Source organism: Lautropia mirabilis (assembly GCF_900637555.1).
Lineage (GTDB): Bacteria > Pseudomonadota > Gammaproteobacteria > Burkholderiales > Burkholderiaceae_E > Lautropia > Lautropia mirabilis.
Window position 1 is genome coordinate 1,508,053 of record NZ_LR134378.1, and the last position, 25,712, is coordinate 1,533,764.

General features: G+C 62.4%; 22 protein-coding genes, 2 other RNA genes and 2 pseudogenes. 14 read left to right on the top strand and 12 right to left on the bottom strand.

The window, feature by feature from the left end:
* Window positions 1-16: 16 nt before the first annotated feature.
* The 4 genes from EL249_RS06010 (at window position 17) to EL249_RS06025 (ending at window position 3,406) form a co-directional block, all read left to right on the top strand.
* Window positions 17-1,009: a TRAP transporter substrate-binding protein gene (locus tag EL249_RS06010; protein WP_005673700.1), complete on the top strand. Its 993-nt coding sequence runs from the start codon at window positions 17-19 to the stop codon at window positions 1,007-1,009.
* Between the two features lie 42 nt (window positions 1,010-1,051).
* Window positions 1,052-1,612, top strand: coding sequence for a TRAP transporter small permease (locus EL249_RS06015; protein ID WP_005673699.1), 561 nt, complete (start codon window positions 1,052-1,054; stop codon window positions 1,610-1,612).
* 3 nt (window positions 1,613-1,615) lie between these two features.
* A complete protein-coding gene (locus EL249_RS06020; RefSeq protein WP_005673697.1) occupies window positions 1,616-2,959 on the top strand; it encodes a TRAP transporter large permease in 1,344 nt (447 codons plus the stop codon).
* Window positions 2,960-3,067: 108 nt separating this feature from the next.
* On the top strand, window positions 3,068-3,406 hold the full coding sequence (locus tag EL249_RS06025) for a TfoX/Sxy family protein (protein ID WP_040531380.1): 339 nt from the start codon (window positions 3,068-3,070) through the stop codon (window positions 3,404-3,406).
* 3 nt (window positions 3,407-3,409) lie between these two features.
* Here the strand turns inward: EL249_RS06025 and EL249_RS06030 are convergent, their stop codons facing one another.
* Window positions 3,410-3,868, bottom strand: a complete 459-nt coding sequence (locus EL249_RS06030) for a universal stress protein (RefSeq protein WP_005673695.1) — start codon at window positions 3,866-3,868, stop codon at window positions 3,410-3,412.
* A gap of 168 nt (window positions 3,869-4,036) precedes the next feature.
* Here EL249_RS06030 and EL249_RS13545 point away from each other — a divergent pair.
* Window positions 4,037-4,235, top strand: a pseudogene (locus EL249_RS13545) (transposase); the annotation flags it as partial.
* Between the two features lie 83 nt (window positions 4,236-4,318).
* Here the strand turns inward: EL249_RS13545 and EL249_RS06040 are convergent.
* The 4 genes from EL249_RS06040 to ssrA (EL249_RS06055) form a co-directional block, all read right to left on the bottom strand.
* On the bottom strand, window positions 4,319-7,024 hold the full coding sequence (locus EL249_RS06040; RefSeq protein ID WP_005673694.1) for a DEAD/DEAH box helicase: 2,706 nt from the start codon (window positions 7,022-7,024) through the stop codon (window positions 4,319-4,321).
* 3 nt (window positions 7,025-7,027) lie between these two features.
* On the bottom strand, window positions 7,028-8,638 hold the full coding sequence (locus EL249_RS06045; RefSeq protein WP_005673693.1) for a site-specific DNA-methyltransferase: 1,611 nt from the start codon (window positions 8,636-8,638) through the stop codon (window positions 7,028-7,030).
* Window positions 8,639-8,995: 357 nt separating this feature from the next.
* Window positions 8,996-10,633: an ATP-binding protein gene (locus EL249_RS06050; protein ID WP_005673692.1), complete on the bottom strand. Its 1,638-nt coding sequence runs from the start codon at window positions 10,631-10,633 to the stop codon at window positions 8,996-8,998.
* Window positions 10,634-11,120: 487 nt separating this feature from the next.
* Window positions 11,121-11,482: a transfer-messenger RNA gene (gene ssrA / locus EL249_RS06055) on the bottom strand.
* Between the two features lie 311 nt (window positions 11,483-11,793).
* Between ssrA (EL249_RS06055) and EL249_RS06060 the strand changes: the two are divergent.
* Together EL249_RS06060 and EL249_RS06065 are read left to right on the top strand one after the other, a co-directional pair.
* Window positions 11,794-11,931: pseudogene (locus EL249_RS06060) on the top strand (site-specific recombinase resolvase); the annotation flags it as partial.
* The gene (locus EL249_RS06065; RefSeq protein WP_005673689.1) at window positions 11,928-12,407 is read left to right on the top strand and encodes a hypothetical protein; all 480 of its coding nucleotides are present in this window, start codon (window positions 11,928-11,930) and stop codon (window positions 12,405-12,407) included. The pseudogene EL249_RS06060 and the gene EL249_RS06065, both read left to right, overlap by 4 nt.
* Here EL249_RS06065 and EL249_RS13550 read toward each other — a convergent pair.
* Genes EL249_RS13550 through merT form a run of 3 tightly spaced genes read right to left on the bottom strand, consistent with a single transcriptional unit; the run spans window position 12,393 to window position 13,285 of the window.
* On the bottom strand, window positions 12,393-12,623 hold the full coding sequence (locus EL249_RS13550; protein ID WP_083799502.1) for a GDCCVxC domain-containing (seleno)protein: 231 nt from the start codon (window positions 12,621-12,623) through the stop codon (window positions 12,393-12,395). The genes EL249_RS06065 and EL249_RS13550 overlap by 15 nt on opposite strands.
* Entirely contained in the window at window positions 12,620-12,904 is a 285-nt protein-coding gene (merP, locus tag EL249_RS06075) for a mercury resistance system periplasmic binding protein MerP (RefSeq protein WP_005673688.1), read from the bottom strand. Before merP ends, EL249_RS13550 begins: the two co-directional genes overlap by 4 nt.
* Window positions 12,905-12,916: 12 nt before the next feature.
* Window positions 12,917-13,285 (bottom strand): mercuric ion transporter MerT, encoded by a 369-nt coding sequence (merT, locus tag EL249_RS06080; protein WP_040529918.1) that lies wholly within the window; start codon window positions 13,283-13,285, stop codon window positions 12,917-12,919.
* Between the two features lie 42 nt (window positions 13,286-13,327).
* On the opposite strand from merT, the gene merR reads away from it, so the two are divergent.
* Window positions 13,328-13,735, top strand: a complete 408-nt coding sequence (gene merR, locus EL249_RS06085) for a mercury resistance transcriptional regulator MerR (protein ID WP_005673686.1) — start codon at window positions 13,328-13,330, stop codon at window positions 13,733-13,735.
* Window positions 13,736-13,737: 2 nt separating this feature from the next.
* Window positions 13,738-14,073 carry a YnfA family protein gene (locus EL249_RS06090; RefSeq protein WP_005673685.1) on the top strand — a complete coding sequence of 112 codons (336 nt, stop codon included), beginning with the start codon at window positions 13,738-13,740 and terminating at the stop codon, window positions 14,071-14,073.
* 268 nt (window positions 14,074-14,341) lie between these two features.
* Here EL249_RS06090 and ssrA (EL249_RS06095) read toward each other — a convergent pair.
* Window positions 14,342-14,703, bottom strand: a transfer-messenger RNA (tmRNA) gene (ssrA, locus tag EL249_RS06095).
* Between the two features lie 690 nt (window positions 14,704-15,393).
* Here ssrA (EL249_RS06095) and nirK point away from each other — a divergent pair.
* The 4 genes from nirK to EL249_RS06115 all read left to right on the top strand — a co-directional run bounded on the left by nirK (window position 15,394) and on the right by EL249_RS06115 (window position 19,792).
* A complete protein-coding gene (gene nirK, locus EL249_RS06100; RefSeq protein ID WP_126348324.1) occupies window positions 15,394-16,536 on the top strand; it encodes a copper-containing nitrite reductase in 1,143 nt (380 codons plus the stop codon).
* A 267-nt stretch (window positions 16,537-16,803) separates the two neighbouring features.
* Window positions 16,804-17,679, top strand: a complete 876-nt coding sequence (locus tag EL249_RS06105) for an SCO family protein (RefSeq protein WP_083799621.1) — start codon at window positions 16,804-16,806, stop codon at window positions 17,677-17,679.
* 165 nt (window positions 17,680-17,844) lie between these two features.
* Window positions 17,845-18,354 carry a copper chaperone PCu(A)C gene (locus tag EL249_RS06110; protein WP_005673679.1) on the top strand — a complete coding sequence of 170 codons (510 nt, stop codon included), beginning with the start codon at window positions 17,845-17,847 and terminating at the stop codon, window positions 18,352-18,354.
* A gap of 85 nt (window positions 18,355-18,439) precedes the next feature.
* Window positions 18,440-19,792, top strand: a complete 1,353-nt coding sequence (locus tag EL249_RS06115) for a hypothetical protein (RefSeq protein WP_126348113.1) — start codon at window positions 18,440-18,442, stop codon at window positions 19,790-19,792.
* 72 nt (window positions 19,793-19,864) lie between these two features.
* Here EL249_RS06115 and EL249_RS06120 read toward each other — a convergent pair whose 3' ends face one another.
* The 3 genes from EL249_RS06120 to ompA form a co-directional block, all read right to left on the bottom strand.
* Window positions 19,865-20,542: an HAD family hydrolase gene (locus tag EL249_RS06120; RefSeq protein ID WP_005673677.1), complete on the bottom strand. Its 678-nt coding sequence runs from the start codon at window positions 20,540-20,542 to the stop codon at window positions 19,865-19,867.
* A gap of 9 nt (window positions 20,543-20,551) precedes the next feature.
* Complete coding sequence (ubiG, locus tag EL249_RS06125; protein ID WP_005673676.1) at window positions 20,552-21,313, bottom strand: bifunctional 2-polyprenyl-6-hydroxyphenol methylase/3-demethylubiquinol 3-O-methyltransferase UbiG; 762 nt, start codon at window positions 21,311-21,313, stop codon at window positions 20,552-20,554.
* A gap of 286 nt (window positions 21,314-21,599) precedes the next feature.
* On the bottom strand, window positions 21,600-22,262 hold the full coding sequence (ompA, locus tag EL249_RS06130) for an outer membrane protein OmpA (protein ID WP_005673675.1): 663 nt from the start codon (window positions 22,260-22,262) through the stop codon (window positions 21,600-21,602).
* Between the two features lie 670 nt (window positions 22,263-22,932).
* On the opposite strand from ompA, the gene gyrA reads away from it, so the two are divergent.
* On the top strand, window positions 22,933-25,629 hold the full coding sequence (gene gyrA / locus EL249_RS06135) for a DNA gyrase subunit A (protein ID WP_040529916.1): 2,697 nt from the start codon (window positions 22,933-22,935) through the stop codon (window positions 25,627-25,629).
* Window positions 25,630-25,712: the final 83 nt, after the last annotated feature.

Below are 25,712 nucleotides of genomic sequence, written 5' to 3' on the forward strand. Positions count from 1 at the left end.
CAGGGAGGGACCTTCCATGCGACCAAAATCTGCCGGCATCATGCTGATCGTGGCCATTCTGCTGGGCATCTCCGGCACGGCCAGTGCCGCCACCTTCAAGATGGCCGTGGGCGATGCCCAGGGCGGTACCCAGTGGGAGCTGGCGTCATTCTTCAAGCAGTCGCTGGAAAGAAAGACGCAGGGCGTGCACCGGGTGGCGCTGTTTCCCAATGGCCAGCTGGGCAGCGAGGAGGACACCGTCAACGAGGCGGCCATGGGCACGCTGGATATGTCGGTGCTGGCCATCAACAACCTGGCGCCGTTCTCGCCCACGCTGAGCGTGCTGACGCTGCCCTACATCGTGCGCAATGCCGACGAGGCGCGCACGCTGGTGCAGGGCGAGATCGGCCGAGAACTGGTGGACAACACCGTGCGTGATGCCCAGGTGCGGATCGTCGGCTGGGCGTTCTCGGGCTTCCGGGTGCTGACCAATTCACGCAAGCCGGTCACGAATCCGGAAGACCTGAGCGGCATGGTGATCCGCGTGCCCAAGAATGAGGTGATGATCGAGACCTATCAGGCCTGGGGCATCAATCCGTCGCCGCTGGCATGGTCCGAGACCTTCACCGCCTTGCAGCAGAAGGTGGTGGATGGGCAGGACAATCCGTTCATCACCGTGGCGGCGATGAAGTTCGACGAGGTGCAGAAGTACATCACGCCCATCCGCTACCTGTTCTCGCTGGAGCCGCTGGTGATCAGTGAAGAGGTCTTCCAGCATCAGACGCCTGCCATGCAGGATGCCATCCTGGCGGCGGGTCGGGAAGCCACGACGCACAGCTACGACTATCTGCAGCGGACCGAACGTGAGGTCAGGCAGCAGCTGCAGGCCAAGGGCATGGAGATCGTTGAACCCGCTGGGGGCGAAGAGGCCTGGGCAAAGGTGGCCATGGAGCGTGTCTGGCCCCGCTTCTACGACACGGTGGGCGGCAAGGAGAAGATCGATGCCACCCAGCGTGCCCTGGGGCGCTGATTGGCCGCCGTGCCTGCCGCCAGCCCTGTGACGGGAAACGCCATGGCCCAAGCACAGAAGCAGCCCCGCCCGAAGCGCCGCTGGTCCTGGCTGGATCACGTCGAGGAGTTCGTTTGCGCCTTTCTGCTGGTGGGGTTCGTGTCGCTGATGTTTGCGCAGATCGTCAGCCGGCAGCTGTTCCATTACACCATCCTGTGGGCGGATGAACTGGCCACGCACATGTTCGTGTGGTTCGCGTACTTTGGCGCCGTGGTGGCGGCCAGGCTCTCGGCCCACAACCGCGTCACCTTCCAGTTCACGTTCTTTCCGCCCATCGTCAAGAAGGTGTCCGAAGGGCTGGCTGATCTCATCTGGGTGGCCTTCAACCTGTACTTTGCGTGGCTCAGCATCGATTTCATCTTCTTCCGGATGAACCGCTTCTGGAGTTCGCAGACGCTGGGCCTGCCGATGAAATACTTCTATCTGGTGCTGCCGGTGGCCTTCGTGCTGATGTCGGTACGCATCCTGGCCAACGACTATCGCGTGCTGATCAAGGGGGAGGCGCTGAAGGACCCCGAGCAGGCCGAGATCGAGCGGCTGGCCCATCAGCACCACGAGGAATAGGGCATGGAATACCCCATCGTGGCGATCCTTTTCGGATCCTTCCTGGTGTTGCTGCTCATCGGCGCTCCCATCACCGTCTCGTTGGCCGTGTCGGCGCTGGCCTGCTTCTGGGTGCTGGACATCGATCCGGTACGCATGGTGCAGATCGCCTACACCTCGGTGGGCTCCTTCCCGCTCATGGCGCTGCCGGCCTTCGTGCTGGCCGGCGCACTGATGGAGGCGGCCGGCATCTCGCGCCGGCTGGTGGACATCGCCGAGGCGTTGGCCGGGCCGGTGACGGGCGGGCTGGGCATGGCCACGGTGCTGGCCTGCGTGTTCTTCGGCGCCATCTCCGGCTCCGGTCCGGCCACCACGGCGGCCGTGGGCATGCTGATGGTGCCGGCCATGACGCGACGCGGCTATGACAAGGCCTATGCAGGCGCCGTCACGGCGGCATCTGGCGGCATCGGCATCATCATTCCGCCCTCCATCCCGATGGTGATCTTCGGCGTGGCGGCCATGGGTCTGCAGATTCCGCCGGCCGCCGTGGCGCAGCACGGTGAATTCGCCAGCCTGTCGATCCCGAAGCTGTTCATGGCGGGGGCTGTGCCGGGCCTGGTGATGGCGCTGGCACTGATCCTGGTGAACTACCTGATCTCGCGCCGACGCGGCTACCGGGGCCTGACCGATACCTGGAGCGGCCGCGCCATCGTCGAGGCGCTGCGCCATGGCGTGTGGTCGCTGGTGGCGCCCTTCATCATCCTGGGCGGCATCTATTCCGGGCTCTTCACCCCCACCGAATCGGCCGTGGTGGCCATTGCCTACACGTTGCTGGTGGGCGTGGTGCTGCACCGGGAGATCACCTGGGCCAAGGCGCGGGAAGCCCTGCTGGCCACCACCTGGATCACCGGGCGGGTGCTGCTGATCCTGTTCGCGGCCACGGTGTTCGGCCGGGTGCTGGTGGAAGAGGAGATCCCCGCGCAACTGGCTGCGCAGCTGCTGGGCATGACCGAAAGCCTGGAAGTGGTGTGGCTCTTCCTGATCGTGCTGCTGCTCTTCGTGGGCATGTTCATGGAAACGCTGGCGGCCATCATGATCCTGGTGCCGGTGCTGATGCCGATCATGTACATGCTGGGCGCCGATCCCACCCATGTGGGCATCGTGGTCATCTGCGCGCTCTCCATTGGCTTTCAGACGCCGCCGCTGGGCGAGAACCTGTTCGTTGCCTCCGGCATCAGCGGCATGACGGTGGAGCAGATCGTGGTCAAGGTCGTGCCCTTCACGCTGGTCAGCATCCTGGCGCTTCTGCTGATTGCCTACGTGCCGGCACTGTCACTGTGGCTGCCGGCGATGATGGGGTATGACTGAAGGGGGCCTGAAAGGGGCAGGGTGGGGAAAGACCCGGCGCGGCAGCTTTCGTGAAAGATGTGAGAGGCTGGGGGCAGGCGGGTGGGCCGCTCTGGTATGCTGGGCCGCATGGCATACGATGAAACCTTGGCCCAGCGGATCCGCGAGCGGCTGGCGGGCATTCCCAGCCTGCGCGAAGTGAAGATGTTTGGCGGCCTGTCCTTCATGGTGGACGGCCACATCGTGGCGTTTGCCAGCCGCAGCGGCGACATGATGGTGCGCTGCCCGCCCGAAGACGAGGAGCGCCTGCTGGCCGAGGCCGGGGGCACGGCACAGCCAGCCCGCATCGGCAATCGGAAGCAGCAGCAGAAGACCACCGGCTGGATCACGGTACGGGCCGATGCACTGACCGAGCCCGTATTCGATCGGTGGCTGGACATTGCACTGGACTACAACCAGCGCCCCTGAAAATCAGGCCTCCTTGCCGTCCGTGCGCACCAGCATGACCGGCACCGGCGCGATGCGGGCCACCTGCTCGGCATCACTGCCCAGCAGCAGCCGGTCGATGCCGCGACGGCCGTGCGTGCCCAGAATGATCAGGTCGCAATGCTCGTCCTTGGCCTGCTGGACAATGAGCTCCGAGACACGGTGGTTGCCACTCTCCACCACGTGCGCCGCCACCGACAGGCCACCGTCACGCAAGGGCTTGGCCGCCTTTTCCAGCAGGGCACGCGCCGTGGCCAGGAAGTGCGGCCGCACCTGCTCGGTATAGACCTTCGGGTGCTCGTAGCCGTTGCTGTAGTGCATCTCTTCGACGATGGAGAGCAGGATGATGGAGGCGCCACTGAGCCTGGCCAGTGCTTCGGCGTGCTTCAGCGCCAGTTGAGCGGTGGCGCTGCCATCCAGGGGGACCAGAAGTTTCTTGTACATGGTTGGCTCCTGCCTTGTTGCCCTTGGGGCTGTTCTTGGTTCTATTGTAAGAGGGGGAAAGGCATTCTATTGATCTCGCCGGAACGCTGAGCGAACGAGCGGGGGTCTAGGCCGTGTACGAAAGGTGCGAACGGGTAGAGTTGGCGTATGAGAGGCTGAAGGCCTCGCCTGGCAAAGAGCTACGAACTCTCTGGCGCTGCTTGGGAGCGATCGTCGATCTGGTTTCTCATGAACAGAAGGTGGAGCGACTTCACAGTGATGACCGACAGATACTCACAACGGAATTCTCTGGATCCTGTGCTTAGGTGCTTCCTGGCGTGATCTACCAGAGCGATTCGGCACATGGACAACCTGTCTGCGTTTTCGGAGAAGATAATTCTTCTCGAACAACGAGGGCTGAAGCAGCATATCGGACATGGTTACACTCTCTTGTGAGCCTGTGAATCGGCATCATTTCAGATAGTCCTCGATCCACTCCCAGTGCTTGTCCTTGATCATTACAAAGTGGCAGCGTCCCTCGGACAGGTTTGCCCAGAGACTACCGATTAACCGGTCATCCTCCGCGGCAGTCCAGCGATCCGCACCCTTGTATTCGATGGCCAGGATTGGGCCCGGCTCGTTATCATTACCGGGTAGCTGGCACAGAAAGTCCGGATAGAAACGCCCATCGGCTTTCTGCAGGAAGAACGAACTACCTTCGCGTCGAACGAGGTTGCGCACCCAGAACTGGATGCGCCCCTGCTGCGCCTGAATATCCAGCCAGCAAGCGCATTCAAATTCCTCCTTGCTGTCGAAGTCGCCGATGCGTCCGTAGAAGTGTTTTCGAAAGTCGAAGTGTCCGAAACGGCCGTCGTAATCCCGGCTGGGTGCATAGGTCTGCGCGTGGAACTCAAACGCGTACTGATTGGTGACTACGACGCGCGAGGCTGCATCGTCGCCGAACAGTGTTTGCTGAAACGTCTTGCCGATTGCCTGCCTGCGCAGCTCACGAATGCGCGCCTCCAGCAGATTTCGGATCAGGAATTTCTGCAGATTGGCTCGAGCCAGCGTGAAGCCATCGCGACGTAGCAGCTCGGTCAGCCACTTGGCCACGAAAGCCTGCTTGCTGGTATGGGTTAGAGAGGGTTCCGGCAAGTTGCGGCAGAGCCAGGTGGCAAGGCGCACCTCGTCCCAGTTCTCGGGCTGATAGACCAGCCCAAGGTCGCGCTGCAGATCGGGTAGGAAACGTGAAACGACCTTGCCGCTTTCATCGTCGACATCGATCTCACCGCCTTCGGACACCTTCAGACCGGCATTCAGTGTATTCAGGTCATCACCAGTCGGTGCGGCGTCGCAGGTGAACAAATCCCATGGGTACTCCAGTACCTCCGGGTCGTCGAACAACTGCAGTTCACCCTGTACGCGCAAGGCCAGTTGCGGGATGCGGAAGCGCTTGCCCAGCTCGGCAGGCGTCTGGAAGAACTCGATGGCCGTGGTACGGCTGATTTCGGCGGCTTCGATAATCGCGGCGGCAGCGGTTTCAGAGCTGACAGAGGCTCTGAGCACTTCCGCCTCGTCCTCGGTCAGCGGCGTGCTGATGGTCAGGGTGTTGAGCTTGCCGTCCCAACTCACCTTGTCGCGCACCGGCTTCGGTACGCTCCTGAGGTCGGGCTTCTCGGTCAAGGTGATCGCCACCGGCCGAACCACGACGCGTCCGGCGTGCCCTTCCAGATCCAGTCGAGCCTGCTCAGCCTTGGCGGCGGTGACGAACTCGGTCACTTCGCGTCGCTCGAAGCCGGCGCTCGCGACCAGACGGTCGCGCAGTGCACCTGCCGTCTCAGCAAAGTTGCGCGAGACCACGAAGGCATAGGACTGATTCAATGCCTTGGCTTGCCGATGGCTGGCGCCGGGTTGGCGCAATACGCGTCCGAGCAACTGCTCTACTGCGGTGGCCGATGACAACGAGGCCATGCTCACCAGGATGTAGGCGAAGGGGCAGTCCCAACCCTCGGCCAGCGCCTTCTGGGTGATGACGAACTTCACCGGGCAGGACGGATCGACGATGCCCAGCTTGTAGTCGGCGTCAATCTGCTCAAGACCTTTCTCCTCGCCAGTGGCGACCACGATCTCGCCGGCCGGGATGCCATGGTTGCTGATCAGCTCCTGGCGAACCTTCTCGAAATCCAGTGTTTCCACACCGGTGCGGCGGGGTTCGGATTGAATCAGGACGATCGGCCGCAAGTAATCCGCGCCGACCCGGTGTTCCTCGTCTGCCAGCTTGTGCAGGGCGTCGCGCCGGCCAATGGCGTCGGCTAGACACTGCTGCCAGTTCGGTTCGGTTTCGAGCGCCACGGGCAGCTTGATCATTTCCTCCGCCTTTAATTCAGCGGCGGAGACGCTGTGAAGTACGTTGCTGGGCGTGCGTTCCAGGTCGGGCGTGGCGGTCAGTTCCATCACGCCGCTGGGGCGGAAGCGCACCAGCATGTCGAAGGCGAGTTCGGTGCGGCTGTTGTGCGCCTCGTCCACCACCACGAAAGGCCGACGCAGGCGCAACACGTTGGCCAGTGAGCACGGCGTCATTCGTTCGGAACCTTCGCCCTCGCTCAACAAGGCGTCACGCTGCGTGGGCGACAGATTGTCGAAGTGGTGCATCAGCGCGCCGCTGCTCTGGTACACCTTGCGGGACTCCTCGTCTTCCACCTGAAACGCCTGTCGGGTGGCGATGATGATGGTGGTCGAGGTGTCCAGCGTCGCGCGGGTCACGCTCTTGGCCTCGTCGATATCCATCACCGTGATCGGTCCCGCCTCTCGCAGTGCCGAGTGGTACGGATGCAGACGGTCGCGCAGAGCGCGCAAGGTTTGTTCGCGGATGGGCTTGCTGGGCACCAGCCACAGGATCACGCTGTGCTCGCAGCGCAGCAGGTGCGTATTGGCAAGCTGAATGCTCTTGGCCGCCAGCCAGGTCTTGCCCCCGCCGGTGGGCACGCGCAGGCAGAAGTACGGCATGTCGGGCGGAAAGCCCGACAGCGGGTTGTACGCATTGCCACGGCCCCACAGGCGCTCGGTGGTGGCGGTGAAGGCAATCGAAGGCGACGGCAGCTCGTGGCAGGCTTTGAAGTAGGCCTCAACGCTGTCGAGCACTTGCTGCTGGTAGGTCTTGGGCGCGAATGTGGTCATGGTTTACACCTCCAGCGCGTAGGGGGTTTGCTTGAAGGTGATGCCCTCGCGTGCAGCGCGGCCACCCATGCGATTGGCTGCGGCATAGATCACTTTGGGGCCGGCGAACTTGGGAAGTACATCGAACACCGGGCCGGTCAGCACGTTACCACCACCCAACGATTTGTCCTTGAGGATGCCGTTGTAGAGCAGGTAGATCGCGCGGCCCTCGTGCACGCCGAGCAGCGGCGAATTGGCAGTGCCGGTGAAGCCCGTGCCGGTTTCGGCAAACCAGACGAACTCGGCCAGTTGCGCGAATTTCACGTCGCTGCGGATTTGGCCGTCGGCGTTGAACAGCGGTTCAGCGGACAGCCGGCAGAACTGGAAGCCGCCGCTGAGGCCTTCGACAGCCTGACCTTTGGCGTTTGTGTAGCCGTCGGCGACCCGCTTGATCCGCTCGCGGGTGACGTTATTTGCGATGCCCGTGTCCATCTCCACGAGGATGAAGCGGCGTTTTCCGCCATCCTCGGCGTTTTGCTTCAGCACAGCATGTCCGGTAGTACCGGAACCAGCAAAGCTGTCAAGGATCAACGAATCCTTGTCAGTGGCAATTTGCAGAACGCGCTGGATAAGCAGGGAGGGCTTAGGTGTTGCGAAATCTGATACCGATGGAATGTCGTGCAGCACTTCGCGAAGCTCCTTGCGCGAACCATCGGTGTGGCCTGCAAATTCGTGTGGCCAGAGCGTTTGCGGTACCACCCCATCATTGCGGAGTGAGTGTTTGTAGCGCTTATAGGCAGGCACCTTTCCCTTGCCGTCCTTGCCCCAGTAGATCAAGCCCTCTGCCACGTGTCGTTGGTGTTCCTCTTGTGAATAGGCCCAAACGCGGGTGCGTTTGGGCCATATTTCCTCGCCAGTGTTGGGGTTGGTTACTGGGTAGTAGAGATTTGGACGTTCTTCTGCTGTTTTGGCACACGTGTAGTCACTGATACGAAATTTTCCTTTTTCGTCTTCATTCCTGTACTGGTTGTCTTTTTCCTTCCCGCGCGGTAGCAGATTGCGTTGCCAACTGGGTGATCGTTGATAAACCAGTACAAAGTCGTGCATCGGTGCGATGGTTTTGTGGTCATTGGATACTGCGTATTTCTTTTGCCATATGACCGTGCCCACAAAATTTCGGGCTTCGAAAATCTCATCCATCAGCAAACGCAGTGTAGCCACCTCGTTGTCATCGATGGAAATGAAGATCGCCCCGTCCTCGCGCAGAAACTGTTTCAGCAGCACCAGGCGCGGATACATCATCGACAGCCAGCGGTCGTGCCGGTCCAGTGTCTCGCCTTCCTTGCCAACCACCTCGCCCAGCCACTTGCGAATCTCCGGGCTGTTGACATTGTCGTTGTAGACCCAGCCCTCATTTCCGGTGTTGTAGGGCGGGTCGATGTATATGCACTTCACCTGCCCCGCGTAGCGGGGCAGCAGGGCCTTGAGCGCGTGAAGGTTGTCGCCCTGAACGATCAGGTTGCCGCTGTCGGCATCGCCGCAGGATAGCTCGGGCACCGGCTCCAACAGGCGGAACGGCACTTCTTTGTGGTGTTTTACGACGGCTTCTTTACCGATCCAGTTCAATGTAGGCATGCAGGGTCTCGTTGCTGTTCTTGGGCCAAGGTCAGCCTGGCTTGACATACAGGCCGTTCGGGATATGCTCTCGCGCTGAGTTCCCTGCCTATCGGCTTTGGACCTATCGAGGTTTCGGTCGTTGAGTCCGCGTAGCGAATCAGCGGAGTTTGTTTTTTCTGTTCCGCCATCACGGGCTGCCTCCTGGCAAGTGATGGAAAGCCACTGGGTTGCAGTGGTTTAGCCTTGCCGCTATCGACCATACTGCACCTGCGGTGGCCGATATAAGACTTTGATTTATTTGGCCTTTACCGGTGTATCGCCCGTTTTCTATCGCCCGACTATGGCCGATAGGGCACAAATTGTCCGATAGCGTTGTCATGACACCGCCCAATAGCGCCGCCAGCGCTTGTCACCTTCAAAGCGCACCTCGCCCTTGTCCACCAGGCCATCCAGCGCACGCTTGACCTGCCTGGGGTGGATCTCGCTGCCGATGCGCCGGCGGATATCGCCGATGGCTGATTTGGGGTAGCGCTTGAGGTCTTCGAGAAGCAGGGCGGTGAGCCGGTGCGGCTCGATCCGTTTCAGGGTCGTTTCCCCCGCAAAATCGAGATGGCGCAGCAACCCCGGATCGACGAAATAGCGCGTGGCTTGCGTGCGCCCTGCGCACTGGAGCAGATCCCACTCCAGCAGCCGCTTGATCCATGGTTGCAGCGACTCGACCGAGGGCAGCTCCAATACGGCGGCCAGTTCGCGAGCGGTCATGGCGTCGTGCTGCGCCAGCAGGCCCAGGGCGATGCGCTCACGCTGGGTAAGCTGGTAGGTCTGCTCTGCCTTGGCAATGAAGTCGATGACTTCGGGCTTGAGAATGCGGCGGCGTACCGTGACCTGTACGCGGTCATGAGTTTCTATCAGCTCCGGCGCCGGGCGGCCCTGCGACAGCAGCACCTCGAAGATCTTATCGAAGCCGCTGCCTTCGCGCTCCATCAACTTCAGGTCGTGGAACAGACGAGCCAGGTGCTCGTTGCGACGCACGGTGGTGTGCAGTACGTTCTGTGGTGTGACGCCCAGCGGCAGGGGACCCGGGTTGACCACTTCCAGCCGATCCGGGTGCAGATTCAGGAAGATGTCGCCGCGCTGAGTGTAGGGACGATGCACCAGCGCGTTGATTAGAAGCTCGCGTACCACCGTCTCGTCGAAGGCGGGCACGTTCTGGCGGTACAGGCCATCCGGCAATTCGTAGCGCTCTCGAAAGTCGGGCACCTCCACCCAGACGGCCTCGATCAGTTCCATCGGATTCAAAGTGTGGTCGTCCCACACCAGCTTGTTGACCTTCTGGCCGTGCTCGTCGTACTTGATGAACTGGATCACCGGGGCGGTGGTCAGCTGCGCACGCTGATGCTGCTGTCCTAGACAAAGGATGCCCAAGTGGGTCAGATAGCCACCTTGTGCGAGCTGGTAATGGTCGAGGAGCTCGTCATCGGACTTCTCTTTGACTGAAGGCTTGACCCGGTCCGATGCCCTCAGCGCGTTCGCCAGCTTGCCGACCTTGTCCGGAGCGGCAACTAACCTGGGCATTTGCAGTGTGGTCTGCGTTTCCCACGGTAGCGCCGCACGCTCCGCCGCTAGCCGCAGCACATTGTCACCCGTGACAGGTTTGCTTTGGTCGGCCACCCGCAGGTAGTAGCGGCCGTCGGTTGTCGACGCCACCGCGATGGCCCGGGGAACTGCGAGGTTGATGTATTGACCGCCATTGGCTGCGGTAACCACATCCGGAAGCACGGCCACGTTGACGCTGCGCTCGGCAATCTTGCGTCGAATGGTGTCCGGAAGGTCGGTAGGGATCTGTTGGCCTGCGGGTGGCGCGTCTTCTCCGTCCTCGATGCCGAGCAGCAGACGACCACCGGTCGCGTTGGCGAAGGCTATGCAATCCTTGGCCAGCTCGTTCCAGTCGGCGTTCTTGCCGATCACGGACTGTAAGGATTTTTGGTCGAGGAGTTGGCCTTCTTGGCTCAAACAGCGCACTCCTGTAGGCTTCTATTCAAGGTTTTTCCCATCAACCCGACCGGATTTGGGCGGCTGTGGGCAACCACTGTGCGTAAGCTTCGATTTCGCCGACATGGTTTCGGGATGCTATCAGATACGGATAGTATCTATCTATCGCTAGCAGTGATCTTCTGGGCGTACGGGAAACGGGGTAACTGCCGTTGCCATAGCCACGTCGTTTCCAGAATTATCCCGTTTGCCTCTGGAGCGGAGCACGGCTGGCGCAGGTGCAAGCCGCAAACTTCGGTTTTCACCCTGACGGCAAACGAGCCTGATCGAGAGCGTACTGGTCGGCGGCGACGGTCGGGTGGAGCTGATCAAACAGAGAAAAGAGACCGGACAGGCTTGGAACCAGGCTGGTTTGGCTGGTTTGGCCGCGTCGCCACCCGCCGCCCTCACGCCACGAGGGGGGCGCGCAAAGGAAAAGGGCCTGGAGACTATCCAGGCCCTGGGTTTTTGGTGGAGCCGGCGGGAATCGAACCCGCGTCCGAAAGTCTTCTGCGACCAGTTCTACGTGTGTAGTGACGTCATTGAGATCTCGTTGCCGTTACGCCGACGCACAGGCTCAACCAGCAACCAGCCACCTGAGTTTTAGGCCCTGACCAGGTGGCCCGGCCAGGGACGATTCGGTAAGAATGACACTGCTGCCCCTTGCGGGGCCCGGGCTACCGACAACCCGGTGCAGCGGCTAGGCCTTAAGCGGCCAGTGCGAAACGCTCGTCGTTGGCGTTTATTGGTTTTCCGGTGGATTAACGAGGTAACGGACCCTCGACACGCCCTGAGCCGCTTCACTACCCCCGTCGAAACCAGGTCGGCCCCAGACCTTTCAGTATACCTCGGTTGTCAAGGGAAGGGGGTGGCCTGTGGCCGTGGCGCACCGTGAGGACGGTGGTGCCGCGTGGACGTCGGGGAGGAGGGTGGTGGGGGGCAGAGGAAGAGCAGTCGACCCCGGTGGAGGCGTGTCGTGAGGGGGACGGTTGTGAGGAGGAGGGTTGTGAGGAGGGCTGTTGTGAGGAGGAGGGGCGTCGAGAGGGGGGCTGGGGGCGCTCCAAAGGCAGGGGACTCTTCGAGTGCAGGTGGAAGCATCAGGCACCCGAAAAAAGACTTTCAGGACGTTTTCATTTCCATTCGCGCCTGACATCCTCGAACTGCTGATGGCCGGGCGGCAGCCTCGCCGGATGAACCTGATCTGGTTCCAGCGCAACCCGCTGCCGGTGGATTGGGAGGCGCAACGCCAGATCGTGAAGCGCTTTGAGGAGGACGCATGAGCAAGAAGCACCGGGGCCGGTTCAAGGGTGATCCGGTCACCTATCAACTGCCGAACCCGGCAGGCGGCGTGCAACTGGAAACCTTCGTGCCCTGGACGCTGGTGAAGCGGGGGCTGAAGAAGCAGGTCATCACGCCCTTGGACGCGCCGCAGGAATTTCTGTCCGAGGCCACCCGGGAGCGGGAAGCCCGGTCGACCGCGCAGGACACCGCGTTGATGCGGGCGCTTGGCCTCGCGCACCACTGGCAGCGCCTGCTGGACGAAGGTCGATTTGCATCGATCAGCGCGATCGCACAAGCTGAGGGCCTCGATCTCGGTCGGGCCAGCAGAATCGCCCGATTGGCTCAGTTGGCACCCAGCATCGTTGAATCCTGCGCAGCCGGTGAGGATGACGGAGTGACCCTGGAGCGTGTCAGCCGCAGGGCCATCCCGCAGCGATGGGACGTTCAGTGCGCGCGCCTGCTATCCGGCCGATGAGCCGCAGCAAGTCCCCTTACCGCGCTCCTGAATCGGCGGGCACGGCACGGTGCCGTAGGAGCAGTACACGCAGCAGTCACCGGCTTTGGGCTTGAGCACCGTGTGGCACTGCTCGCACTCATAGAACCATTGGCAGGCGTCTGTGGGCATCGTCTCGGTCTTGGCGTGGCCACACTCGGGACAGGTCAGCGTCGACTCCAGGATCATCGCTGTCACTTGGCACTCCCCACCACGGTTGAGGGGTAACCCGCATCCTTGGTGGCGCGCGTCAGGGCCTCGACGTTGGTCTTCGCATCATCGAAGGTCACCTTGGCCTCCCGCCTGTCCAGGCTCACCTCGGTCTTGCTGACGCCCGATACCTTGGTCAGCGCCTTCTTGACCGTAATCGGGCACGTTGCGCAGTTCATGCCCGGAACGGACAGCGTGACGGTCTGGGGCGCGGCCCACAAGGGCGAGGCGAAAGCGGCAAATGTGGCCAGCACAACGAGTTTCTTCATGGCAAATTCCTTTCAATAGAACCAGGGAGCGATCAGCGGGAATCCGAGGGCGAGGATCACCAGCGCCACCACGATCCAGAACAGCACCTTGTAGCCGCGGTTGACCGATGGAAGGGCGCAGACCTGCCCCGGTGCGCAATCCGTGGCCGGTCGCCAGATGCGGCGGTAAGCGAAGAAAAGCGCTACCACCGCCGCGCCGATGAACAGGGGCTGGTAGGGTTCCAGCAGCGTCAGGTTGCTGATCCACGCGCCGGAAACGCCGAGCGTGATCAACACCAAGGGGCCGAGGCAGCACGTGGAGGCCAGGATGGCGGCAAGTCCGCCCGTCACCAGCGCGCCGCGTCCGCTGTCTTGTGGTTCTGTTGGTCGATCGGTTTTCATAGCGTAAGCTTACTTCCGTACTTAAGTACGGAGTCAAGCGCCATGAATGAACCACCCGTAACCCTGACCATCGGCGTCCTGGCCGAGGCTGCCGGGGTCAACGTCGAGACGATCCGCTTCTATCAACGCAAAGGGTTGATGCAGGAGCCAGACCGGCCCCAGGGCGGCATCCGTCGCTACGGTGAGGCGGATCTGGCGCGCGTGCGCTTCATCAAATCGGCCCAGCGCCTGGGGTTCAGCCTGGACGAGATCGGCGACTTGCTAGAGCTCGAGGATGGGTCGCACTGCACCGAGGCCCGCGAACAGGCCGAACGCAAGCTCGCGGATGTGCGCGCCAAGCTCGCTGATCTTCACCGCATTGAGGCGGTCCTGGAAGATCTGGTGCAGCGCTGCTGCGCCGCACTGGGACAGGTGCGCTGCCCGATGATCCAGGCACTTCAGGAGACGTGACGATGGACCTCTTGAAAATTGCCCTCCTTTTTGCTGTGACAGCGGTGGCTGAAATCGTCGGCTGCTACTTGCCGTGGCTGGTCGTGAAGCAGGACAAATCGGCATGGCTGCTCTTGCCAGCGGCACTTTCCTTGGCGCTGTTCGCCTGGTTGCTGACCTTGCACCCGACGGCCGCCGGGCGAACCTATGCCGCGTATGGGGGGATGTACATCGCCGTGGCGCTGGTCTGGCTGCACTTTGTCGACGGCGTCGCGCTGACCCGCTGGGACCTTGCGGGAGCTAGCATCGCCTTGGCCGGTATGGCGATCATCGCGCTGCAACCGGCGACGGGTGCGTGACGCCCCCGCCTTCCTCCATTCTCGGTCGCCTGTCCTACAGCAAACGAAAACCGCAACCAGCGGGCATCAACCCATTGAAAACACAGGAATTCGCCGCTTGCCCGGTCAAGAGACCCGCAGAGAACGGAGAGAGAAAAACGGCACGTTTGGGCGTGAAGATCGGCGTACCGGCAATAAGGAGGTCAAGAGCCCAAGCCCCGAAACCGCGCCAACACTGGGGGAACGGGCAAAAAAAATCCCAACCGATAAGGGTTGGGATTTTAGTGATTGGTGGAGCCGGCGGGAATCGAACCCGCGTCCGAGAGTCTTCTGCGACCAGTTCTACGTGTGTAGTGACGTCATTGAGATCTCGTTGCCGTTACGCCGACGCACAGGCTCAACCAGCAACCAGCCACCTGAGTTTTAGGCCCTGACCAGGTGGCCCAGCCAGGGACGATTCGGTAAGAATGACACTGCTGCCCCTTGCGGGGCCCGGGCTACCGACAACCCGGTGCAGCGGCTAGGCCTTAAGCGGCCAGTGCGAAACGCTCGTCGTTGGCGTTTATTGGTTTTCCGGTGGATTAACGAGGTAACGGACCCTCGACACGCCCTGAGCCGCTTCACTACCCCCGTCGAAACCAGGTCGGCCCCAGACCTTTCAGTATACCTCGGTTGTCAAGGGAAGGGGGGGGCTGTGGCCGTGGTGCACCGTGAGGGCGGTGGTGCCGCGGGGATGTCGGGGAGGGGGGCAGAGGGAAAGGAGTCGCCCCTGGTGGGGGCGTGTCGTGAGGGGAAGGGGCGTGAGGAGGAGGGCGTCGAAAGGGAGGCTGGGGACTCTCCAAACGCAGGTGGCTCTTCGAGTGGCAGGTGGCTCTCCGAGTGCAGGTGGAAGCATCAGGCGCCTGGAAAAAGACCTTCAGGACGTTTTCATTTCTTTTCAGGAGTGAATGTTAATAAATGAACGTTCACTTATGAACATTAATTCATGAACATGGATGTACGGTTCTGATGACAGGGGCTCTTTTGGGGTTTGCAAGGTGCCTGCATGGGTGTTGCTTTCATGCACACCGGCTGGAGAACGGCTTGCAGCAAGGGTCTTGGCGAGTTTCCGAGTGTTTTTGACAGGTTCATCGCCAAAAAAGAATGGCTCTCATCTGACATGAATCAAACTTTCTTCAGATTGCGTTGAAAAGTTGATGAACGTCAAATGATGGAGGTGGCCGTTCCTATAGATTGATCCTTGTTGTGTTTCAGATGTTGACGGTTGTTGTGTACGTCTGACTTCGTCCAATCAGCTCCATTTTTTTCGATCGAGAGGTATCTCCCATGATCGCTTCTGTCATGCGCAAGGCGCTTATCTGCACGGCAGTGAGTTCCTGCCTCGTGGGGACTGCGGCTTTCGCTGCCGATCCCGTTGTCTCCACCACCGGCGGGCTGCCGGGTTACGATGTCATCAAGGCGCCTGCGAGCATTGCGAAGCTGCAGCGCGTGAAGCAAAAGCTGGTCAAGCCTCCGTTCGTTCCTGAGCACAGCCTGACGCCGCCCAAGGCGCCGCGCGTGGTGCAGGTCGAGATGTTCATCGAAGAGAAGGAAATCGAGGTTGAGCCGGGCGTCTTCATGTGGGCGTTCACGTTCAACGGTTCGGTCCCTGGCCCGATGATCATCGTTCACGAGGGTGACTACGTCGAGCTGACGCTGAAGAACCTGGCAAAGAACGAGCTGGTGCACAACATCGACTTCCACGCTTCCACCGGCGCTCTGGGCGCTGGCGAGCTGACCCACGTTCAGCCTGGCCAGGAAGTGGTGATCCGCTGGAAGGCCACCAAGCCGGGTACCTTCGTGTATCACTGCGCTCCTGGCGGCGCGATGATTCCGTGGCACGTGGTGCACGGCATGAACGGCGCCATCACGGTGCTGCCGAAGGAAGGCCTGCATGACAAGAACGGCAAGAAGCTGCACTACGACCGTGCCTACTACATCGGCGAGCAGGACTTCTACCTGCCCAAGGATGAGAACGGCAACTTCAAGCGCTATCAAAGTGCTGCCGAGTCCATGGCGGATGACCGCGAGGTCATGGACAAGCTGATCCCGACGCACATCGTGTTCGGCGAGCGCAAGGGCGCCTACACGGGCGAGAACGCGCTGACGGCCAAGGTGGGCGAGACGGTGATGATCTACCACTCGCAGGCCAACCGCTTCAGCTACCCGCACCTGATCGGTGGTCATGGCGATTATGTCTGGGAGCGTGGCAACCTGGCCGACACCCCGGCACAGAACTTGGAGACCTGGGCCATCGCCGCGGGTTCCACGGGGGCGGCGATGTACACGTTCAAGCAACCTGGCGTGTATGTGTATCTGAACCACAACCTGATCGAGGCCGTGAACCTCGGTGCTCTGGCCCAGATCAAGGTCGACGGCAAGTGGGACAACGACCTGATGGAGCAGCTGAAGGCGCCGACCGAGTTCAAGGAAGAGAAGAAGTAATCGGTTGAGCGTTGACGGAAACGGCCTGTTCTTCGGGTGGGCCGTTTCCTGTTGCCCGGGGGAGACGTTTTTCCGATCAGGCGTCTGGAAATCATTTTCTGGTGGTTTTCAGTAAAAATGCCTGTTCAGGGCAGACAGAGACCACAACGGAGAATCGATCATTCCGAAGGCGCACGCACCCGCGTCGTATCATTGACGGCCGATGGCAGCATTTTTCTGTCTTCGGCCGTTTTGTCGGAAAAGAACAGATTTCAGGAGAAGATGGTCATGTTGAAGCGGTGGGCAGTGGCAGCCAGTATCGGGCTGCTGGTAGCGGCCGGAAACGGCGTGGCGCAGGAAGGAGGCAGCGGCGCAGTCCAGGCTGGTCAGCCAGGGGCTGGGCCGGTTGTGGAGCCTGCAGGGCAGCCCGAGGTGGGGCGCGCCATTCATTTCGACCTGGAGCATGTGAAGGGCAAGGTGACGCAGGATGCCTTCCCGGGCAAGTACTTGCTTCTGGCAATCGGTTACAGCTCATGCCCCGATATCTGCCCGACCACGCTGTTCGAGTTCGGCGAGGTGATGCAGGCGCTGAAGAACCCGGACGCCATCGTGCCGGTGTTCGTGACGATCGACCCGGTCAATGACAGTCCCGAGCGGCTGGATCAGTACGTGCGCTTCTTCGATGAGCGCATTGTGGGCCTGACGGGCAGCATGAAGAACATCCGGGCGCTCTCCGACATTCTGGGCGCAACGTTTGGCTACCGGCTGGACGGCAAGAAGCTGGAAAACCCGGAACCTGGCGTGCCGTATTCGGTCTACCACAGCGCGCTGATCTACCTGATCGGCCCTGACCGGAAGCTGCGGGACGTCTATGACTACCAGATGGGCCCCGAGGGGCTGACCCAGGAACTGGACCGTGTGCTGGGCGAGCCGCCCAAGGATGCCGGAAAGAAGCCTGATGCAGACCAGTCGGACGCGGTCAAGCCGGACGCTGAGAAGTCAGGTGCTGCCGGGTCGGGCGCCAATGGCTCCGCTCCTGCGAAGATCGATGCGCCGGCCAAGGCCGAAGAGGCCAGTCTGGCACCAGCTGGTGAGATGTCGGCTTCCGTATCTGGCCATGGCGGTCTGGTGTCGGCTCGTGTTCGTGTCCAGGCATCCGTCTGAGGTGACTGTTCGCCGGATCAATGCGTTCCGATCGTGATTGACGGGCAGTCCCTGGCGGCCATGCGGTATTCCGGTGGCCGCGCGGACATCCCGAGAGGTTTCTGTCCCTGTTTTCCCTGGTGGCGGCATCCATCCGCCCCATTCATTCCCCGAAGGAGTTTCACCATGAAGAAGTCGACGGTTCTTTCGATGGCAGCCCTGCTGGCAGCTCCGGCTCTGCTGATTTCCGGTCAGGCTGGTGCAGCTGAGACGGCCACGCACACCAAGCTGACGAATTGCGTGATCCAGGAAGTGGTGTCCGGCAAGGACATGACGGGTGCCTTCGCGCACTTCCATCACACGGGCGCTCCGGTGAAGCTGGTGCGTGCCGAGGTTCCGGGTGTCAGTGCACGGGTGGAACTGCATGAGATGGTCATGCAGAATGGCGTGATGGAGATGGGCCCGCTGAAGGACCTGACGCTGAAGGAAGGCGAGCGGGTGTTCAAGAAGGGCGGCGACCACGTGATGCTGTTCGACGTCGCCAACAAGCCGAAGGTGGGCAGCAAGCACACCATGACGGTGTTCTTCGACGACGGCACCCAGGCCAGCTGCGAAGCCGTGGTGAAGTCGGTGAAGGACGTGATGAAGGACGCCGGCATCAAGCATGATGGGCATGGCGCTCAGCAAGCACGGTGATCATTCCCAAAAGGCCCACTGATCAGGGCTTTCTGGGTCTCTGACTTGAAGGCCACTGACGGCCATCTTTCCGGACGGTAGTGACATGAAGCGGCGACAGTTCATTCAGGCGGGGGCAGGGGCATCACTGGGGCTGGCAACACAGCTGGCTGCCTGGGCCCAGGAAACCGGTATGGTCCATGAATCGGCCACGCCGGGAGACCATCCTCCGCCAGCTGGCGCCGCCCAGGAGGGCGCGCAGCCAGCTGCGGCCCCTTCCGGAGGCATGCCGTCCGGCCCGATGTCGAAAGGGCCTGATGACCAGCATGAGGCCATGAAGCGCGTGGTGAAGTCCATCTACGCGCCAACGCGCTACGTGTTCGTGGCTGACCGCTTCAGCAATTTCATCAGCGTGACGGACATCGTCAGCGGAGAGCATATCGAGACGCTGTACTTCTCGATGCGGCCCAATGTGTTCGAGATGGCGCGTGACGACGCCATGATGGCAGTGGGTGCGTATGAGGTGCCAGCCATCGAGTTCATGAATCTGAAGACGCGCGAGCGGCGCCGGGTCGAGCTGCCTTCACCGGTCTTCCAGATCTTCTTCGTGCCGCAGACCAATCTGGTGGCGGTGGGGCTGCGCGATCAGGTGGGGATGATCAACTACAAGGACTTCACGGTACGCATCTTCCCCCGCCGTTTCGATTCGGATCAGCGCGATGCACTGATCAATACGTACTATTCGTTGCTGTTCAGCTCGTTCAGCCAGTCGTTCTGGGTGCTGGACGAGGACAGGCCCTGCATCTACCACCGCTACGGCGGGGCAGAGCCGCTGGATGCGCCCTGGGAGACGATCGATCTGTCCAAGCATATTGGTACCGGGTCGGGTCTGGGCATTGGTGTGGCCAGCCCCGAGGATGACCTGCTGGCCATGACGACCGACGATGGCTCGGAAGGGCTGGTGTACTTCCCGGCTCAGGACAAGGTGCTGAGCACGGGCCCGATGCGTACGGTAGGCTCCACCAATGAGCCGATGATCATGCCGTACATCGATGCGTACTCCAAGCATGTGATCTTTGCCGACGTGACGGGCAACGTGGCGATGTTCGACCTGGTCAACGGCAATGGCACGCCTGAACGCTTCCGGGTCAATTTCTCGCCGCGCTTCGTTCGCACGGGCTGGCTGGAGAGTACCTGGATCCTGGCGGGGGACAAGGGCATCATGTTCCAGTCGTTCAAGGATCCGTCGGACCGCAAGATCGTGCGCTTCGTGCCCGAGGTGATGAACATGTGGGTGACGGGCGACAGCAAGACGGCGCTCTACACGCTGGACGAGGGGGCGCCGTATATCTACCGCTTCGATATCCGCACGCGAGAGCAGCTGCCGCCGATCCGTGTGCGCGGCGTGACGATGGCCAGCATGCTGCGCATGGGCAGCAACAACAGCATCTGCTACTGAGCGGGCTGTTTGGTGAGCCGGTTCCGCCAGATGTTTTCTGGCGGGCGGCGATTTCGGGAAGGTGGGCAGCTATCAGGCAGGCAGCCGTTTCAGCATGGCCAGGAGTTCCTGCGGGGAGTTCACGACGTGGTCGGCCTTCCAGTGCGGGATCTCGTTGGGGTTGCCATAGCCGTAGGCGGCCGCCACGGCGGGCATGTCCACGGCGTGGGCGGCCTGGATGTCGCGCAGGTCGTCGCCGATGTAGACGCACTGCCGGGCGGTGAGCTCTGTTTCCTTCAGGGCCATCTTCAGCGGATCGGGCCAGGGCTTGGCGCGCGGGGCGGTATCACCACCGTAGGCCAGCGCCACGCGATGGCCAAGGCCCAGCTGTTGCACCAGCTTGTGCACGAGGTATTCCAGCTTGTTGGAGATGACGCCCCAGCGGATGCCGTTGGTTTCCAGCCAGGCCAGCAGTGCGGGCATGCCGTCGAAGAGCCGTGAGTGGACGGCGATCTCCTGTTCGTAGCGGTTCAGGAACTCGGTGCGCAGGGCAGGGTAGTCGGGGTCGTCGGCGGTGGCGCCCAGGCCGATATGCAGCAGGCCGCGTGATCCGGCCGAGGCAAACGGGCGGTACTCTTCCAGGGGCAGCGGCTTGAGGCCGCGGGCCTCGCGCATGTGGTTGACCGGAGCGGCCAGGTCGTCGGCGGTGTCGACCAGGGTTCCGTCCAGGTCGAAGAAGACGGCGGCAGGCCGGGTCTTGAGCTGGGGCATGACGGACCTTTACTGGGGTTTCCGGAACGATGCCATGTAATTGACGCCGACATCGTGGGGGTTGAGGCGATATTGCTGGGTGACGGGGTTGTAGGTGAGCCCCATGAAGCCCTGCAGCTCCAGACCGGCCTGACGGGCCATGCGGGCCAGTTCGGCGGGGCGGATGAACTTGTCGAAGCTGTGGGTGCCGCGCGGCAGCAGCTTCAGGACGTATTCGGCGCCGACGATGGCAAACAGGTAGGACTTGGGGTTACGGTTGAGGGTGGAGAGCAGCACGGTGCCGCCGGGCTTGGCAAGGTCCGCACAGGCGCGGATGGCCGAGGCCGGGTCCGGGACGTGTTCGAGCATCTCCATGCAGACGACCACGTCGAAGTGGCCGGGTTGCCGCGCGGCCAGGTCCTCGACGGCGATCTTTTCATATTTGGCCGGGGCGCCGCTTTCCAGGGCGTGCAGACGGGCCACCTGAAGCGACTTGTCGGCCAAATCCACACCCAGCGTGGTGGCGGCACCCGCCTTGGCCAGGGCTTCGGTGAGGATGCCGCCGCCGCAGCCCACGTCCACCACGTTGCGGCCGGACAGGCTGCCGCCGGCCTGCTGGACGATCCATTCCAGACGCAGCGGGTTGATGTCGTGCAGGGGCTTGAACTCGCTGTCGGGGTCCCACCACCGCGAGGCGAGCGCCTGGAACTTGTCGAGTTCGGCCTGGTCGACGTTGGCAGCGGCGCTGCTGTCGGCGGGGACCGGAGAGGAAGCGGACGGGCTGGTGGACATGGCAGATGGAAGCGTGCGGCAGGGGAGGCCCTGCGGAAAGGGGCCGGGAAGGCGCCCTTGCGGGCACGGAACCGGATGAGGGGTGCCTGGGGAAGGTGTGCCGGAAGGCCGCCTTCCTGGGGGCATGGGGGATTTTAGAGCCTAAGCCGTGTATTGGGTGCGGGCCAGCGGCCAACGGGACTCAGGCATGGGGCAATAAAAAAGCCACCATGACGGATCATGGTGGCTTTTCTGGCCCTGCCAGTGCCCGCCGGGGCGGGCAGCTGGCATGTGGCGTGCTGCAGGCTTACTGCATGACCTGACGGCTGCCGACCACTTCGATTTCCACGCGACGGTTCTTCGCGCGGCCTTCTTTGGTCTTGTTGTCAGCCACAGGCTGGGCTTCGCCCTTGCCTTCGGTGTAGACCCGGTTGGCTTCGATGCCCTTGCTGACCAGGTAGGCCTTCACAGCTTCTGCACGGCGGACCGACAGACGCTGGTTGTAGGCTTCCGGACCGACGCTGTCGGTGTGGCCGACGGCAACGATGACTTCCAGAGCAACACCGTCGAGCTGGTTGACGATGTCATCCAGCTTCTGCTTGCCCTCATCCTTCAGCACGGCACGATCGAAGCCGAAGAAGGTATCGGCAGCGAAGGTGACTTTTTCACTGGTGGGTTGAGGTGCAGCAGGCGGCGGCGGGGGAGGCGGCGGCGGCGGCGGGGGAGGCGGCGGAGGCGCCTTCGGCACCAGATCCGGATCACATTCCACGATGGCGTGCGAAGCCTTGAAGGCCTTGTCGTGGAAGCACTCGCCGAACTTGCCGGTCACCACGCCACCGTCACGGGACGTGACGTAGCCGGTATCGTTCTGATCGGCGGTGACATCAGGGCCCTTTGCCCCGCTGCCTGTCGCGCAGGCGGCGAGCAGCGCTGTCGCAGCCAATGCGCCAAGCTTGACCGATTTCTTCATGTTTCTCCTCTCGGTGAGACGACTCTCAGCTGAAAAACCAGCACCTTGACAAGGACGGACTGTGGCGTACCACTTACCAGCTGTGACCCTGTGCAAAATGCAGTGAGCTTGCGTAAAGAACAACCTTCGGGCCGTGGCCGTAGGGCTGCATCCATACGAATACGCTTGACTCATTGTGCCATAGCGTCCGGTCGGTCCGTAGGGACTTGGGTCCGTTCTGCGACGCCCGCGGGGTGAATTGTCGTTCATTTGCAACATATTCGTGGCGTGAAGCCGGCTTGGGGACACGGGGCGGCCCGAGAATGCGCCGCAGTGGGAGCAAGGGCGCCAGGCGGGTGAAAGGGCAGAAGTGACTCGGGTGTCGGGTTCTTGCCGATACGTGAGAGCCGGTTTCGGGGTGTCCGTGAGTCGGGGGCGCGGATGGTCTAAAATTCAAGGGCTTAGCCGGAGCGAGGCATGGCCCGGTCATTGATGGGTCTTCAGGACCCGTCTTGGGTGGCCGGCGCAGCTTTTTCGGGTCCTGGGGACGTGCTGACCGCAGGGCCTGTTCCGGGGCGGCTCCGTTGTCGGGGCTTCCTCCTTTCTTCCTGACCCGGGCGTGTGCCCGGGTCTCTTGTTTGCGTGCGGCGGGGCCCTTCGCACGGGGGCCATGCGGTGCGTCCCGGATTCCATGGATCAGGATCAATTCGCCAAAGAAACGGTACCGATCAGTCTCGAGCAGGAGATGAAGCGCTCCTTCCTCGATTACGCCATGAGCGTGATCGTGGGGCGCGCGCTGCCCGATGTGCGTGACGGCCTCAAGCCGGTGCACCGTCGGGTGCTCTACGCCATGCACGAGCTGAACAATGTCTGGAACCGCCCCTACCTGAAGTCGGCCCGCGTGGTGGGTGACGTGATGGGTAAGTATCACCCGCACGGCGACTCGGCCATCTACGACACGGTGGTGAGGATGGCGCAGGACTTCTCGCTGCGCTACACGCTGGTGGACGGCCAGGGCAACTTCGGCTCGGTGGACGGTGACCCCCCGGCGGCGATGCGTTACACCGAGATCCGGCTGCGCAAGATCGCCAGCGAGATGGTGGTCGACATCGAGAAGGACACGGTGGACTTCGGGCCGAACTACGACGGTTCGACCTCCGAGCCCCAGGTGCTGCCGGCCAAGATCCCCAACCTGCTCATCAATGGCAGCACGGGCATCGCGGTGGCCATGGCCACCAACATTCCGCCGCACAACCTGCACGAGGTGGTGGCCGCCTGCCTGCTGCTGCTGGAGAACCCGGATGCCACGATCGACGAGCTGATCGAGAAGATTCCGGCCCCCGACTTCCCCACCGGTGCGCTGATCTACGGGGTGGCGGGTGTGCGCGAGGGATACCGCACCGGCCGCGGCCGGGTGGTGATGCGCGCCAAGACGCACTTCGAGGACATGGACAAGGCGGGCAACCGCCAGGCGATCATCGTCGACGAGATCCCGTACCAGGTGAACAAGGCGGTGCTGCAGCAGAAGATCGCCGAGCTGGTCAACGAGAAGAAGATCGAGGGCATCTCCGACATCCGCGATGAGTCCGACAAGCAGGGCATGCGGGTGGTGATCGAGCTGAAACGCGGCGAGAACGCCGAGGTGGTGCTCAACAACCTGTTCAAGCTCACACAGCTGCAGGACAGTTTCGGCATCAACATGGTGGCACTGGTCGATGGCCAGCCCCGGTTGCTGAACCTGAAGCAGGTGCTGGAAGCCTTCCTGGCGCACCGGCGCGAGGTGGTGACGCGGCGCACGGTCTACGAGCTGAACAAGGCGCGTGACCGGGGGCACCTGCTGGAAGGTCTGGCGGTGGCGGTGGTCAACGTCGACGAGATGATCGAGCTGATCAAGTCCTCGCCCACGCCGCCGGTGGCCAAAGAGCGGCTGCTGGCGCGGACCTGGGCGGCGGGCATTGCGGCCGAGATGGTCGAGCGCGCGGCGGGCGACGTGTCGGCGCTGCGGCCGGAAGGCATCGATCCGAACGCCGGGCTGCAGCCCGACGGCACCTACCAGCTGTCCGAGGTGCAGGCTGGCGAGATCCTGCAGATGCGCCTGCAGCGGCTGACCGGGCTGGAGCAGGAGAAGATCGTCACCGAGTACCGCGAGGTGGTGGACCGCATCCTGGACCTGCTGGACATCCTGGCCAAGCCAGCCCGCATCACGGCCATCATCCGCGACGAGCTGACGGGGGTGGTGGAAGAGTTCGGCGGCCCCGAGAAGGATCCGCGCCGTTCGCAGATCGAGCTCAACGCCAGCGAGATCGACATCGAGGATCTGATCACGCCGCAGGACATGGTGGTGACGCTGTCCAACTCGGGCTACATCAAGGCGCAGCCGCTGTCCGAGTACCGGTCGCAGCGTCGTGGCGGCCGGGGCAAGCAGGCAGCCAGCACCAAGGATGACGACTGGGTGGACCAGCTCTTCATCGCCAACACGCATGACACGATCCTGTGCTTCTCCGACCGCGGCCGGGTGTACTGGCTGAAGGTCTGGGAGGTGCCGCAGGGTTCGCGCGCCTCGCGCGGGCGCCCCATCGTCAACATGTTCCCGCTGGCCGAGAACGAGAAGATCACGGTGGTTCTGCCCATCAAGACCTTCGACGACGAGCACTATGTGTTCATGGCCACCAGCCTGGGCACGGTGAAGAAGACGGCGCTGTCGGACTTCTCCAACCCGCGCAAGGCCGGCATCATCGCGGTGGACCTGGACGAGGGCGACTACCTGATCGGTGCGGCCGTGACCGACGGCGAGCACGACGTGATGCTGTTCTCCGACGCCGGCAAGGCAGTGCGCTTCTCCGAGGGCGATGTGCGGGCCATGGGCCGCACGGCGCGTGGCGTGCGCGGCATGGCGCTGGAAGAAGGCCAGAAGGTGATTGCCATGCTGGTGGCCGACGATGAGCGCCGTTCGGTGCTGACTGCCACCGAGAACGGCTACGGCAAGCGCACGCCGCTCATCGAGCACACCCGCCACGGCCGCGGCACCAAGGGCATGATTGCCATCCAGTCGTCCGAGCGCAATGGCCGGATGGTGGCCGCCATCCTGGTGGAAGAGGGTGACGAGATCATGCTGATTACCACCGGTGGTGTGCTGGTCCGCACGCGGGTCGACGAGATCCGCGAGATGGGCCGGGCCACGCAGGGTGTGACGCTGATCGGTGTGGAAGAGGGCGACACGCTGTCGCGCGTTCAGCGCGTGGTGGGCAGCGATTCACCGGAAGTGCTGGCTGCCGTGGGCGAGTCGGCCGACGGTGAAGCTGCAGCGGCCAGTGAAGGCCCGGAAGCAGCCGGGGAGTCGCCGTCGGGCGATGATGCGGCGGCCGAAGGCGAGGCTGCCGAGGAGTGATGCGCTCCGCGCCCCTTGCAGCCTTCCGGCGAGCGAGGGGCGAACCCCCTGCGGGTCATCGGAATGGCCCGCAGGCATTGGAC

Excerpts from the sequence above, each read along its gene's own strand:
- EL249_RS06120 (WP_005673677.1), bottom strand. The coding sequence starts at position 20,542 with ATGCCCCAGCTCAAGACCCGGCCTGCCGCCGTCTTCTTCGACCTGGAC.
- merR (WP_005673686.1), top strand. The coding sequence starts at position 13,328 with ATGAATGAACCACCCGTAACCCTGACCATCGGCGTCCTGGCCGAGGCT.
- ubiG (WP_005673676.1), bottom strand. The coding sequence starts at position 21,313 with ATGTCCACCAGCCCGTCCGCTTCCTCTCCGGTCCCCGCCGACAGCAGC.
- EL249_RS06115 (WP_126348113.1), top strand. The coding sequence starts at position 18,440 with ATGAAGCGGCGACAGTTCATTCAGGCGGGGGCAGGGGCATCACTGGGG.
- nirK (WP_126348324.1), top strand. The coding sequence starts at position 15,394 with ATGCGCAAGGCGCTTATCTGCACGGCAGTGAGTTCCTGCCTCGTGGGG.
- EL249_RS06040 (WP_005673694.1), bottom strand. The coding sequence starts at position 7,024 with ATGACCACATTCGCGCCCAAGACCTACCAGCAGCAAGTGCTCGACAGC.
- EL249_RS06090 (WP_005673685.1), top strand. The coding sequence starts at position 13,738 with ATGGACCTCTTGAAAATTGCCCTCCTTTTTGCTGTGACAGCGGTGGCT.
- EL249_RS06110 (WP_005673679.1), top strand. The coding sequence starts at position 17,845 with ATGAAGAAGTCGACGGTTCTTTCGATGGCAGCCCTGCTGGCAGCTCCG.
- EL249_RS06045 (WP_005673693.1), bottom strand. The coding sequence starts at position 8,638 with ATGCCTACATTGAACTGGATCGGTAAAGAAGCCGTCGTAAAACACCAC.
- ompA (WP_005673675.1), bottom strand. The coding sequence starts at position 22,262 with ATGAAGAAATCGGTCAAGCTTGGCGCATTGGCTGCGACAGCGCTGCTC.
- EL249_RS06105 (WP_083799621.1), top strand. The coding sequence starts at position 16,804 with ATGTTGAAGCGGTGGGCAGTGGCAGCCAGTATCGGGCTGCTGGTAGCG.
- EL249_RS06020 (WP_005673697.1), top strand. The coding sequence starts at position 1,616 with ATGGAATACCCCATCGTGGCGATCCTTTTCGGATCCTTCCTGGTGTTG.
- EL249_RS06010 (WP_005673700.1), top strand. The coding sequence starts at position 17 with ATGCGACCAAAATCTGCCGGCATCATGCTGATCGTGGCCATTCTGCTG.
- gyrA (WP_040529916.1), top strand. The coding sequence starts at position 22,933 with ATGGATCAGGATCAATTCGCCAAAGAAACGGTACCGATCAGTCTCGAG.
- EL249_RS06030 (WP_005673695.1), bottom strand. The coding sequence starts at position 3,868 with ATGTACAAGAAACTTCTGGTCCCCCTGGATGGCAGCGCCACCGCTCAA.
- merT (WP_040529918.1), bottom strand. The coding sequence starts at position 13,285 with ATGAAAACCGATCGACCAACAGAACCACAAGACAGCGGACGCGGCGCG.
- merP (WP_005673688.1), bottom strand. The coding sequence starts at position 12,904 with ATGAAGAAACTCGTTGTGCTGGCCACATTTGCCGCTTTCGCCTCGCCC.
- EL249_RS06065 (WP_005673689.1), top strand. The coding sequence starts at position 11,928 with ATGAGCAAGAAGCACCGGGGCCGGTTCAAGGGTGATCCGGTCACCTAT.
- EL249_RS06015 (WP_005673699.1), top strand. The coding sequence starts at position 1,052 with ATGGCCCAAGCACAGAAGCAGCCCCGCCCGAAGCGCCGCTGGTCCTGG.
- EL249_RS06025 (WP_040531380.1), top strand. The coding sequence starts at position 3,068 with ATGGCATACGATGAAACCTTGGCCCAGCGGATCCGCGAGCGGCTGGCG.